Origin of the sequence: Acinetobacter sp. YH12072, from assembly GCF_013419565.1 — a bacterium.
In the GTDB taxonomy this organism is placed as follows: Bacteria; Pseudomonadota; Gammaproteobacteria; order Pseudomonadales; family Moraxellaceae; genus Acinetobacter.
The window spans coordinates 143,472-156,360 of sequence record NZ_VOZV01000002.1 but is presented as its reverse complement, the minus strand read 5'-3'; the positions used below and the strand labels follow the sequence as shown (position 1 = coordinate 156,360).

10 protein-coding genes and 1 pseudogene are annotated in these 12,889 nt (G+C 43.6%); 5 read left to right on the top strand and 6 right to left on the bottom strand.

The features are described 5' to 3' along the window. Window position 1: 1 nt before the first annotated feature. The 4 genes from FTU19_RS01920 to asd all read right to left on the bottom strand — a co-directional run bounded on the left by FTU19_RS01920 (window position 2) and on the right by asd (window position 5,272). Window positions 2-970, bottom strand: coding sequence for an asparaginase domain-containing protein (locus FTU19_RS01920; RefSeq protein WP_004781859.1), 969 nt, complete (start codon window positions 968-970; stop codon window positions 2-4). A gap of 46 nt (window positions 971-1,016) precedes the next feature. After that, the gene (locus FTU19_RS01915; RefSeq protein ID WP_180010941.1) at window positions 1,017-2,345 is read right to left on the bottom strand and encodes a fimbrial protein FimV; all 1,329 of its coding nucleotides are present in this window, start codon (window positions 2,343-2,345) and stop codon (window positions 1,017-1,019) included. Between the two features lie 65 nt (window positions 2,346-2,410). Then, window positions 2,411-4,015 (bottom strand): FimV family protein, encoded by a 1,605-nt coding sequence (locus FTU19_RS01910; protein WP_180010938.1) that lies wholly within the window; start codon window positions 4,013-4,015, stop codon window positions 2,411-2,413. A 138-nt stretch (window positions 4,016-4,153) separates the two neighbouring features. Then, a complete protein-coding gene (gene asd / locus FTU19_RS01905; protein WP_180010936.1) occupies window positions 4,154-5,272 on the bottom strand; it encodes an aspartate-semialdehyde dehydrogenase in 1,119 nt (372 codons plus the stop codon). A gap of 188 nt (window positions 5,273-5,460) precedes the next feature. Here asd and FTU19_RS01900 point away from each other — a divergent pair. Further along, a pseudogene (locus FTU19_RS01900) lies at window positions 5,461-6,592 on the top strand (endonuclease/exonuclease/phosphatase family protein). A 336-nt stretch (window positions 6,593-6,928) separates the two neighbouring features. After that, the gene (locus FTU19_RS01895; protein ID WP_180010932.1) at window positions 6,929-7,336 is read left to right on the top strand and encodes a GNAT family N-acetyltransferase; all 408 of its coding nucleotides are present in this window, start codon (window positions 6,929-6,931) and stop codon (window positions 7,334-7,336) included. A 40-nt stretch (window positions 7,337-7,376) separates the two neighbouring features. Here the strand turns inward: FTU19_RS01895 and FTU19_RS01890 are convergent, their stop codons facing one another. Next, on the bottom strand, window positions 7,377-8,312 hold the full coding sequence (locus FTU19_RS01890) for a lauroyl acyltransferase (RefSeq protein WP_180010930.1): 936 nt from the start codon (window positions 8,310-8,312) through the stop codon (window positions 7,377-7,379). A gap of 123 nt (window positions 8,313-8,435) precedes the next feature. After that, on the bottom strand, window positions 8,436-10,343 hold the full coding sequence (locus FTU19_RS01885; RefSeq protein WP_180010928.1) for an ATP-binding cassette domain-containing protein: 1,908 nt from the start codon (window positions 10,341-10,343) through the stop codon (window positions 8,436-8,438). A 39-nt stretch (window positions 10,344-10,382) separates the two neighbouring features. Between FTU19_RS01885 and FTU19_RS01880 the strand changes: the two genes are divergently transcribed. From FTU19_RS01880 to FTU19_RS01870, 3 genes are all read left to right on the top strand, one after another. Beyond that, window positions 10,383-10,628: a SlyX family protein gene (locus FTU19_RS01880; RefSeq protein WP_004781873.1), complete on the top strand. Its 246-nt coding sequence runs from the start codon at window positions 10,383-10,385 to the stop codon at window positions 10,626-10,628. 225 nt (window positions 10,629-10,853) lie between these two features. Beyond that, the gene (locus FTU19_RS01875) at window positions 10,854-11,855 is read left to right on the top strand and encodes a hypothetical protein (RefSeq protein ID WP_179993123.1); all 1,002 of its coding nucleotides are present in this window, start codon (window positions 10,854-10,856) and stop codon (window positions 11,853-11,855) included. A gap of 19 nt (window positions 11,856-11,874) precedes the next feature. Then, window positions 11,875-12,867, top strand: coding sequence for a PIN domain-containing protein (locus tag FTU19_RS01870; RefSeq protein ID WP_180129984.1), 993 nt, complete (start codon window positions 11,875-11,877; stop codon window positions 12,865-12,867). The last annotated feature ends 22 nt before the right edge of the window (window positions 12,868-12,889 follow it).

Sequence of the window (12,889 nt, the reverse complement as noted above, 5' to 3'; positions counted from 1 at the left end):
ACTAATCGTACCAATGGGCATGCCATTGTTCTACCGTGTCATATTGTAAATACATTTTTAGGGCTTTTGCATAAAGATCAGCATGGCCATAACTTTCATTGAGTAGAATTTTGCAATCATGCACCCATTCAGCAATGGCATAACGCTGATCGGTGGCACCGAAAGGCACTTGAGTAGTTAAGACCGAGATACAGCCTTTGGCATAGAGCTGATTGATAAAATCTACGATCTCTGGATTGACGGCCAGATTGCCGGTTCCAAAGCCTTGCAGGAATAGAAAATGCGGAGGATAGGCCAAAATATTTTTCAGATTATTGAACTGTTGAACTAAATCGATCGGCTGCATCATCAAGCTCATACAGTTAAAATCCAGAGCTTTGGCAATATCGTCTGCTGTAACCTGATGACTTTGCTGGTTGGCCTGAATAGCGATATGCGCATCCAGACCAGTAAAGGCATTCAGCTCAGTGGTATGTTGCTTTAAGGCAGTTTGAGCATGAATCAGTTGCTGATGAAAAGCCAGATAAACACCTGCATTACACTGAGTTACTGAAGCGAGCGCAAAGCTCAGATTGTCCATGGCATCGCTAAATTCGCGTTGCGCATCGCCTTCAGCATTCAGGAGGGGATACTGGCTGCCAGTCAGCACAATATGAGCCGAATTCCCCATAAAATGTGCCAATACTGCGCTGGCATAGCTCAGGGTATCTGTCCCGTGAATAATCACAAAATGTTGTATCTGCTGTTCAGATTGCAGATTTTGGATAAATTGCACCAGTTCTAACCAGTCTGTAGCAGTACAGGCACTACTGTCCTTAATCACAGGAGCGCAGTAATACTGAATGAACGGTTGATCTGTAAGTAGCTGTTCCAGTTTTGGAATAAATAAATCGGCAGACATAGGGGCGAGCGGATCACCGACACAGCCAAAGGTGCCGCCCATATAAATCAGTGCAATATCTTTCATCATAAAAAAAGCAGCCAAATGTGACTGCTTTAGTGTAAAGGGAAATTGATTAAGATGCGATTTGATTCAGCAACTGATCGGCTTGCTGACGTTGTGCTGCTGTATATTCAGCTTCACGTTCAGCTATGACTTCACGGGCAGCTGCATAAGCGCCTAACTGGATATATTGCTGTGCCAGCTCCAGGTTAAGGTCCGCTTCATTAACTTCCATCAGTTCCGGGAAGGACTGCACCAATGGATCATGTTGATCGGTTGTTGAAGTCACAGGCGCTGTCGGAATCTCAAAATTCACCCCTGTAGAAACAGGAGCCTCTTTTACAGCTTCGACATTATCAAGTTTAAAATCTAGTCCAGATGTTTCAGTCGCAGCAGGCGTTTCAGTTGCAGGCGTTGCAATATCGAGGCTAGACAGGTCAAACTCAGTCGCAGGTTCGGCTGTTTTTTCTGCTGCAGGTATTGGAGTGTCTAAAGAGAAAGAGAAATCTAAAGGCTGGATTTCTTCTGTTGTTGCAGGCGCTGATTCTGTTTTTAAGGATATAGATGGTTCAAGCTCAAGCTTAAAATCCAGAACCGGTGCTGACTCAGTTGCTGCTGTTGGAGCAGTCTGGGTTTCAGCAGTATTCATCTGAAGATCAAATTCAACTGAATTATCTGATACAGGCGGAACTTCTTCCGTTTTTACTGGCTCAGCCGCTGGAATCTTCGGTTCAAAGTTGAACTCTAAGGGTTGGATATCAGGTACTGGTTCCGCTACAGCAGCTGGTTTGCTCGGTTGCAGTTCCTGTTGTAAGGCATCAAATGCCTGTTCGTTTGAAGCGGGAGCGGCAACCAGGTCTGCAAAGGCATCTGTAGAAGGTTTGCTTTCCTGTACAGGAGGGGTTTGTGGCTGAGCACTTGGGAAATCAATAGTATCCTGAACAGCTACCGAAGAGTTTTCGAACTCACGCTTTTTGACCTCAGCCTGAGTCAGAATATCTTCCAGTCCTAGAGAACGGACATGGTTAATCAGCTGTGAAATCGCAAATTCATCTTTTTGCAGGATATGAATGTCGAGTAGCAGTAAATACAACTCATGTTGAGAATTATCGCGATTCAGTGCCTGATTGATTTGCGCTTCAGCTGCAAAGAAATTACGTTCCTGAATCAGACCTTCAATTTTCTTGCGTGTCTCTGCTGATAGAGGCGTTGCTGATTTTTTAACGACTCCGGCTGGCTCGACCACTTTGGTTCTTTGTGAAGTGGATTTTGACGCAGCGCCAGGTTTTTTCACTTTTACAGTTTTAGTTTTTGCTTTATCTGATTCTTGAGCATCTTGTCGTTTTTTTATGACAATTAATACGATGATCAATATCACTAATGGAATCACATAAATCAGCATGTTTTACCCCTTGGGGATAGAGTCCTTAAGTTCGCCTATCCCAATAAATCGTCATGTGTAACTTTTTAATTAATTGGCTTTTTATCTGCCTGTTGTGCTTTAAGCTGTTGTTGCAGCTGGGCAAGACGAGCATTTAATAATTGAATTCTGTGATCCTTCTGATTGAGTGCCAATTCTAGTTCAGTTACGTTTCTCTGTAATTTAACGGTTTTTTCACGGGCTGTCATAACTTTTAATGACAACTCTTTCGAAGTTCGATTTTCTTTTGTGTTTGAGTTGGCAGAAACCTGGCCGGAATCACGCTGATTCTCGGCAACCAGGCTCATTTCAGCCTCATTCAGGCGATATTTGGTTTTTGCAGCAGGTTTAGAGGGTGCTTGAGCAGACTTAATTGCTGAGGCCTGTATCGGAGTTTTCGCAGTATGAACGGTCGCTAAATTAAGTGCTGCGCCTTTACGCAAGCGGTTAGCATCACCCCCAATAAAAGCATGTTCATTCTCACGCTTGATCTGCTGCATGACCTCACTTACTGGACGCTGCTGTTCATTGGCAATCCTGGAAGCAATGCCCCAAAGCGACTCATTTGACTGTACCACATACGTCGGCTTGATCTGGGTTGAGGTGCTTTGTTTGATGGCTGCCGGCTGTGCCTGAGTTTTAGTCGCTAAATTTGGTTTGTCCTGTGCAGTGCTGGATGCCGCCTGCTTGCGAGCCTGTTGTTCTGCATATTTTTTGACAAGTGGATCACTGGACACCATCTGGTTTTCAGTGCTTGTCGGTGCAGAAACTTGCGCTGAGGCTGCATTTTTATTTGTTGGATCTATTGTAATTTCAGCTGGTTTTGTTTCAGCCTGAATTTTTGTAGCTGCAGCCTGTAAGTTTGACGTTGCATCTGCTTGAGCCGCAGTCGCGTGAGCTGCTTTGGATGAAGTATTCACTGGCGCAGTGTTTACATTGCCAGCTTGCTGTGAACTATGACTTGTCGCTGCTACCGCAGTTTCAGTATTAAGTTTTGTTGGGCTTGTGACTTGAGCTGCAATACTCGATGTCGGCTCATGGGTCACAGCAGCTAACGCTGTTTTAGGGATAGAGCTGGCTGATAATGCAGGAGGTGCTGTGTTTTGTAAGGCTAACGGTTTTTCTGCCACAAACGGGGTGGTTGGTTTGGATTGTGCATTGGTATAACGCGTACTCACCGGTAAGTTCAGGGCAATATCTTTTTCACTCACGACTACGACAGGCGCGAGGGGCTGTTCAGTCTGTTTCAGGCTGGCCTGTAACAAATCAGTTTTAGGTCTTAATGCAGTACGGATATGCTGTAGGCGTGCTGCATTGCCTTCCTTGATTTTAACAATGATATTTAATTCACGATCAGTAACCGGGCGCGAGGAGGTAATAGTAATAACCCCAGTTCCATTACTGTTGCGACGGGTGAAAAAATTCAAATGACCCGGTGGCTGATGCGATGCGCCCATAGAAATCAGGTCTTCTGGCGAGGCTAAACTTACCTCAATGGGCAAGTTAATATCTGATTGACGGAAATTCATTTCCGCATAAAGCAATTCCCCAGGTGCAGACTGGATTTGTACCGAATCTACATTAATCGCATAGATATTTTGTGAAGCAACAATGGCTAAAATGGCAAGCTTTAATTTGTTATATACAGTCATCTGTGAGCTCAGTCATTATCGCATAGCGAAAATTATAGATTAACGGGATGTTTGTTTTTTGTAAAATACTTACGCAATAGTTACACAAAAAAGCCGATCAATAAAGATCGGCTTCATGCTTTATTTCCTGACGGAAACTTAAGAGTTTTTATAGTCAATCAAGATGCGCAGCATACGACGTAAAGGTTCTGCAGCACCCCAAAGTAACTGGTCACCTACTGTGAATGCACCTAGGTATTCTTTACCCATGTTCAGTTTACGCAGACGACCAACAGGTACAGTTAATGTGCCAGTCACTGCAACAGGAGTCAGATCAGTCATTGAGGCTTCACGAGTGTTTGGCACAACTTTAGACCAGTCATTTGCATTTGCAATGATATCTTCGATCTCATCCAGTGGAACGTCTTTGCGAAGTTTCAGGGTTAATGCCTGAGAGTGACAACGCATTGCGCCGATACGTACACAATGGCCATCAATCGGTACGATCTGCTGGTTACCTAGAATCTTGTTGGTTTCAGCCTGACCTTTCCATTCTTCTTTAGACTGGCCGCTTTCCAGCTGCTTGTCGATGTATGGAATCAGAGAACCTGCTAAAGGTACACCGAAGTTTGCAGACGGGAAGCCTTCACCACGTTGCAATTCAGCAATTTTAGAATCAATGTCCAGAATTGGAGAACGTGGATCATCCAGCAAGTCTTTGGTATTGTTATATAAATAACCCATACCAGTAATCAGCTCACGCATGTTTTGCGCGCCAGCACCAGAAGCTGCCTGATAAGTCATTGAAGTTGCCCATTCCACCAGATTGTTCTGGAATAGACCACCTAAGCCCATCAACATCAGGGAAACAGTACAGTTACCGCCCACGAAAGTTTTGGTGCCTTTGACCAGACCGTCTTTGATCACATGCATGTTCACCGGATCAAGTACGATGATTGCTTCATCATCCATACGCAGGGTAGATGCTGCATCAATCCAGTAGCCATTCCAGCCTTCAGCTTTGATTTTTGGGAAAACTTCAGTGGTGTAATCGCCACCTTGACAGGTAATAATGACATCCATTTGCTTCAGACTGTTAATGTCTGTTGCATCCATAAGTGCTGGGGCAGTCTTACCACCAAATGCCGGAGCTTCACCACCCGCATTACTGGTAGAAAAATAGAATGGCTCAAAATGAGCAAAATCATTCTCTTCAACCATACGTTGCATAAGGACGGAACCCACCATCCCGCGCCAACCGACCAGACCTACTTTCATGTCACTTTGCCTCGGTGCGTTAAAAAATCAAAAGGGATTCGAGTGTATCAAAAAGGGACGTGACTGCAAGAGCTACACAATCAAAACATCAATATTCTTGAGCGAAATATCTGCTTTATGATACATACAAAATTGATAAAGCAATTTTTCTTTTAGAAAAAATAATAACTTAGTAAAGAGTGTATCTTATGGTAGGGTTTATCCAGATCATGGCAATCGTGGTCATCTGGTTAAGTTTCTGGTCGCTGATTCCCCGAGATGAATGGTGGATTCGTGGTGCAGATTTTCCACGTTTACAGATTCTGGTTTTGGGCTTCATTGCCTTTGTTCTTTTTCTCCTGGTCGATCACCCATGGACGGCCTTCAATCAGCTGCTTTTTGTCGGCCTGATCGCTGCTTTGGCGTATCAGCTGAAAATGGTCTTGCCTTATACCTTTGTTTGGAAAAAACAGGTCAAGCAGGTCAAGCAGGATCAGCTGGATCCGGATCGTCAGATTTCCCTGATTGTTTCAAATGTTCTGACCACCAATACTAAATATCATTTACTGATTGAACAGATCCAGACCCATCAGCCAGACTTGGTCTTAACGTTGGAAACCGATCAGGCATGGCAGGATGCATTGGCTGTCATTGAGCCAGATTATCCCTATCGGGTGCCCGTACCTTTGGATAATCTGTATGGCATGCATCTGTACAGCAAACTTGAGCTGAGTGAAACCGAGGTTAAATTTATTCTGAGTGATGAAATTCCCTCGATTCATACCAAGGTCATGTTACGTTCCGGACAGCCGGTACAGCTTTATTGTCTGCATCCGAAACCGCCAAGTCCAACTGAAGCCAAAGATTCAACCTTACGTGATGCAGAACTGCTGATTGTAGGGGATCAGATTAAGGATCTGGATGAAAGCTGCATTGTGATGGGAGATTTGAATGATGTGGCCTGGTCACGCACGACACGTTTATTCCAGCGTATCAGCGGTTTGCTGGATCCACGTGTCGGTCGACGCTATGTAAATACCTTCCATGCCGATTATCCTTTATTACGCTGGTCGCTTGACCATGTGTTTCACAGCACCGATTTCGCTCTGGTGCATATGGAGCGTTTAAAACACGTCGGGTCAGATCATTTTCCGGTTTATCTGGTTTTACAAACTGGGCGGGTATTTGAGCATCATCAGGAAGCGCTGGAAGAAACGGATCAGGATGATCAGGAAGCCAAAGAAGCGATTCAGGAAGGAATTGAAAAGGCAGAGAAAGAAGAGAAAAAAAGTCACTGATAAGATTGCGATGGCTTATAAGAATGAGGGGAAATTCTTATAGTTTTAGCTGAAAAGTGTACGATATTGCTTACAGCAGTTTCCGCTTCTTGCGAATGGGCAGTACAGAGGAATCCACGTATTCTAAGCTCATCAGCACAGGGAGTCGAGAAAGGATATTCTCATAAGGAAGACGAAGCTGAATGAAAACATCATGGAAATGATGCTGAAAGGGAAATCACAACAACGAAGAAGCAATTATAACATATGAAAGCACAACCTCATTAACCCGGGTTTTACAGGATGTAGAACCCGGGTTAAATTATTTTCAGCTTATTTTTTTATTATAATTATTTGATTATTAAAATAAAATTTAAATTAAAAAATGGATATTACCTGAATGGAAGTTATGATTTCTGATCATGATTCAGTCAATGAATCCGAAGTGCTACAGCTCTATCTTGTCAATCAATGGTCAGCTGCAGAAAAACCTCAATTACTTTTACAGGCTTTGCAGCATTCTCATAGTCTGGTGACGGCACGTATCAACGGTCGGCTGTTCGGCTTGGGAAATGCGATTTCAGACGGTTATCTGGTGGTGTATTTCCCGCATTTATTGGTTCACCCAGAGGTGCAGCGACAGGGCATTGGTCGTCTGATCATGCAAGAAATGCTGCAACGTTATTCAGGATTTCATCAGAAAATTCTGGTAGCTGATCAGCATGCCACTGAATTTTATAAAGCTCTAGGTTTTGAGCGTGCAGGGCATACACAAGCAATGTGGATTTATCAGGGAACCGATCATTGAGTTGTCTTGCCAATAATACCGTCCATATTTTTTCTAGTTTTTAATAGATTTTATCATAGCCTTCAGGACGGGTCTTAAAGCGACGGTGGAACCACATATATTGCGTCGGTGCAATGCGCAACTGGCGTTCAATAATCAGATTTACCCGGGTTGCATCATCGACTTCATCCGCACTTGGCAGGTTCTCTACCGCAGGCTCGATCAACACACAGTAGCATGGATCTTTAATATCACCAGTTCGATAAAAATAGAGTGGAATTGCAGCGGCTTTGGTCATTTTCAATAAGCGACGATGTGCAGTTACTGTGGCCGCAGGTACCCCAAAAAAGGGCGCCATTACGCCTTGTTTTAAACCAAAATCCTGATCCGGACTGTACCAGATAGCATGGCCATTTTTCAGGTTACGCACCAGACCGCGCATATCATCATGGTCAATCTGGTTGGCATAAATGGTGGCACGGCAGCGGTAAATCAGCATATCGAGCAAGGGATTATTTTGTGGTCGATACACCACATCCGGCTCAAAATACTGTGCACATAAATAACCACCAGCATCCAGCAAAGTCGAGTGGGTACCGAGCAATAAAGCCCCTTTACCTTCTGCCTGAGCCTGCTGGATATGTTCCAACCCTTCAATTTGTACCCGGCCTTTAAACCATTTTGGACAGTACCAGGCATTCAAGGTTTCAAATACACCGAGCATCTGGTCAATAAAGACCATACGGGCATTGTCCTGAACTTCTTGAGCTGACCATTCCGGGAAACAGACTTCCAGATTGCGAAGCGTGGTTTCACGGCGAGATTTCAAATATTTAAATGCCATCTGGCCGAGTAGATCTGCCAGACGATGCTGAATCGCCCAAGGTAAGATGGCCAGAATCATCAGAAATACAATACCCACCCAGATACCCCAGTATTGCGGTAACAGGAATGACCATTGAAATTCACCGGGTTGGTATTCTGGCGTTCGACTCATAAATTCAATATTTAAAATCAAAGATGTCAGCAGTGTAGCAGAAGAGCTTTTTGAAATAAAAAACTGTAAAATAAAAAAGCACCTGTACGAATACAGATGCTTAGTGACTAGGCGATTTAAAGATTAGCCTTTGGTCATATTTTCCAGTTCGTCCCAACGTTCCATTTTTTCTAGCAAAATCTCATCAATTTCGCCTAAACGTTCAGAAGCCTTGGTCGCTGCTGCTGCATCTGTGACAAACCACGAGCCATCCGCCAGTTTATCGGAAAGTTCAGCTTGTTCTTTTTCCAGTGCTTCAATTTCAGCCGGTAACATTTCCAGTTCACGCTGATCTTTATAGCTGAGTTTTTTCTTCGGAGCCGATGCTGCAGGTGTAACCGCTGCTTCGGCTTTGGCCTGAGCTTTTTTGACTGCCATTTTCTGGTCAACCACAGTTTGATCTGGACGTTGTTCCAGATAATCCTGATAGCCACCGACATATTCATCAATATTGCCTTTGCCATCAAAGACCCAGGTTGATGTGACGACATTGTCCATAAAAGCACGGTCATGCGAGATCAGTAGCAGGGTGCCTTTGTATTCCGCCAGCATTTCTTCCAGCAGTTCTAGCGTCACCATATCCAGATCGTTGGTCGGTTCGTCCATCACGATCAGGTTGGATGGTTTCAGTAATAGTTTGGCGAGCAGAATACGGTTGCGTTCACCACCTGAAAGGGCTTTAACTGGCGTACGGGCACGTTCTGGGGAGAACAGGAAGTCTTGTAAATAGCTATAGATATGACGACGTTGGCCATTCACATCGACATGATCTGAACCTTCCGAAACGTTATCTTTAACTGATTTTTCCAGATCCAGCACATTACGTAGCTGGTCAAAATACGCAATTTCCAACTGGGTACCGGTTTTGACTGTACCGCCATGCTCGATTTCTCCCAGAATGGCTTTGATTAGTGTAGTTTTACCGACACCATTATCACCCACCAGACCAATACGGTCACCACGCATTACCAGCGCCGAGAAGTCATTGATGATCGGTGCATTGTCACTAAACTTCACGCTCAGATGTTCAATCTCGAACACCACTTTACCTGAACGCTGTGCTTCCTGAGTCGACATGTTGACTTTGCCTTGCTGGAAGCGGCGTGCTTTAGACTCTTCACGCAATTCTTTCAGAGCACGGACACGACCTTCGTTACGGGTACGGCGCGCTTTAATACCTTGACGAATCCAGGCTTCTTCTTCAGCCAGTTTTTTCTCGAACAGGGCATTCTGTTTTTCTTCTGCTTCCAGCTGCTGAGCTTTCAGGTCGAGGTAACGTGAATAGTTGCCTTCATAGCTACGCAAAATACCACGGTCCAGCTCGACAATACGGGTCGCAATACTGTCCACAAAGGCACGGTCATGCGAAATAAACAGTAAGGTCAGGTTGTTCTGCTCGAGCAGGAATTTTTCCAGCCACTCGATACTTTCGACATCCAGATGGTTGGTCGGTTCGTCGAGTAACAGCACATCAGGTTGGGTGAGCAGGGCACGTGCCAACAGGACACGGCGTTTACGACCGCCAGATAAATCGGCCAGATCCGCTTCAGGATCCAGTCCCATTTTACTTAGGATTGAATTAACCTTAGTTTCTAAAGCCCAGCCATCCAGCTGATCCATCTGATGCTGCAAATGTCCCATGCGGTCACAGGCTTCCATATCACCGAGCACGCAAGCTTCACTGGCTTCATGGTAAGCACGCAACACTTCTGAAGCTTCACCAGCGCCGTCGGCAACAATATCTGCAACCTTGCCGGAATCCATTGGCACGTCTTGGGCCAGCATGGAAATGGTGATGCCATTTTGTAACGAAACTTCACCACTATCCGGGAGTAAACTTCCTTCAATCAGTTTAAGTAAGGTAGACTTACCCTCACCATTACGGCCAATCAAACATACTCGTTCACCGCGTTCCAAATTAAAGTTGGCGCCGTCGAGCAAGGCAGGTCCGCCAAATGCCAGTTGGACATCCCTTAAAGTAATATAGGCCATAATGTTAATGTTTCCTGAAATCCCAAATGAGGACTTAAAATGACTAAACAACAAAATCTAAATGATCAGGCGTCATTTTCCGCACCCATTGAAGATTTGCAAGTGCGAATTGCATTTTTAGATGATTTAGTTGAACAGCTGAATCAGCAGGTCACTCGCCAGAATCTGGAAATTGCCGATTTAAAAAAACAAATGCAGTTGTTATATCAACGTGTTGAGTCTGCAGATTTGTCCGAAGGGATTGATGCTTTTGATCCGGTCACCAACCGTCCACCGCATTATTAATTTACAAATAATTTTTAAAAAGAAAACAAAAAGAAAGCCCTCCAGTCGTGAGGGTTTTCTTTTAAGTAGGTGAAGCTCGATAAACCTAAACCAAGTCGCCACTTTTACTTCGTCCAAGATGATCTTTAAAATCTAAATATCGTCATGGAAGGAGGAAACTATTTGACCTTTCACACACTTCCTACTCTAATAGTATTTTTCTAGCTCAGTTTTTAATCTTGCCTTATGCGCCAAAAAGTTGTCCTTCTTGATCTCGAAAATAACTTTCCTACAGCCAAACTGTTACGTGACATTGTTGAACATTATCCGACCTTGTATTTGTTTAACTGTGCCGGAAAATTCGAGTTTGCTCTAGAAGAACTGACTGAGTTGGCGAGCTGGATCAGCAGTGGACAAATTATCATTCTGGATGTCCCGGAAGCAGAGCATAAGGAATATGAATATGCCGTGATTGTGGGCCAGTTGATGGCTTTGCTGGAAGCAGATACTCAGGTCGAGCTGATCTCTGCGATGGATAGCAGTGAAATGCTAATGCAGATGCTACAGGCTTCAGATATTGATTGCAGCCTGATTCAGGTGTTGCCAGAGGATGCATCAACAGAGACTCAAGATAAACCCAAAATCCAGTTGCCAAGTATTGAAGCCATTAAAGCTAAACCGGCTTTGCAGCTGGTGAAAAAATATTGTGATGCGCTCGGCAAGATGAGTGGTAAACCGACCACGCTCGAAACCTTAAAAAATTCTGTCACCAATATTCTGCAAGTTTTACCAGGCAAAGCCCAGCATGTAGTTGGCATGCTGATTAATCTGAAAATAGTCAAACGTTATGACGAGCAAATCAGTTTCCGTAAAAAAGTGCTGAAACAGTGGGTGCAGCTGGATCTCAATGAACATGTACCCATTGAAAAACCAGCTTTGAATCAGGTGGTCTCGAAGCTTAATCCTGAAGAGCCTGTTGTTGAACCTGCTCAATCTCTAATCCAGTCTGCCCAGCAAGGCCTGTTCAAAAACTTTAATAAAATTGATCCGGTACAGCTCGAAGTTGCACGCAAGCTGCGCGAATTACAGGGAAATAAGCCTAAAGATATTTATGAATTACGTGATTTGCTCGAGCAGTTATTTCCAAAATCCGATGTCCGTCTTTTACTTAAAGAGTTGATTGAAAAAGGATATATTTATTGGAATGGTCACGAAGTGTTATATAGTCATGAGATGTTTCTAAATTAGAATAATCTCATGAGGGCATATGAAAAAAATACTTTTATTGGATATTGAAAACTTACCTAAAACTGAAACAGAGCTCCTTCAATATCTTGCCCAATATCAATATGTTTATCTGGTCTATGCCAAAACGCCCATGGGGTTTAGTCTGGATGGTGTCGTCAGGCTTGCACCTGCAATCAGTGCAGGAAAACTAAAAGTCCTGAAGATGCCTAAAATAGGTAAAGACGCTGCTGATTTTGGCCTATGTTTTATTGCTGGACAGCTTTCTACCCAATATAAAAGCTCTGAAGTTTGCTTCGAGATTATGTCGAATGACTTTTCTATGGAATATGTGGCGGACTTACTTAAAATTGCGAAATTTCAGGCTAAAGTTATTTCAGCTAAACCATTAGTCAATCCAAATATTGCTCAGCAAATAAAAGCAGAAATAGACATTCAAAAACTGATTTTTCAATACTGCTCCAATTTAGTGAGAAGTAACTTTTCTAAGCCTGCAAAAGTAGAAACTTTAATCAACTCGCTTAAAGCCAATTTAAAAGTGGAAGAAAAATATGCTCAGCTTTTAGTAGATGAATTAATTAGAATAAAAATTATTAAAAATCAGTCTGGTAAGCTTCAATATCAGACTGCAGCAATTGAAAAATTTTATAAACAGCATTTAGCTACCGTCGAAACCGTCGAAACCGTCGAAACCGTCGAAACCGTCGAAACCGTCGAAACCGTCGAAACCGTCGAAACCGTCGAAACCGTCGAAACCGTCGAAACCGTCGAAACCGTCGAAACTCAAGATGAAGTGACTGAAAGAAAATTAAGTCATTTACGTCTGCGCCTGATGCCTTATCTCAATGTTTTTGCAGAACGTCGGCCTAAATTTATTGCCAGTTTCGAGGCGTTACTAGAGCGATGCGTGCCTAAGGAAGAGGTACGAGAATCACTCGATTTACTCATCAAACATCAGCTAATACAGTTAAATAAACGGGAAATTATTTATAGTCCGCAGCTGCTGGGAAATTAAATTTATCCAGCGGTGCTTGCCT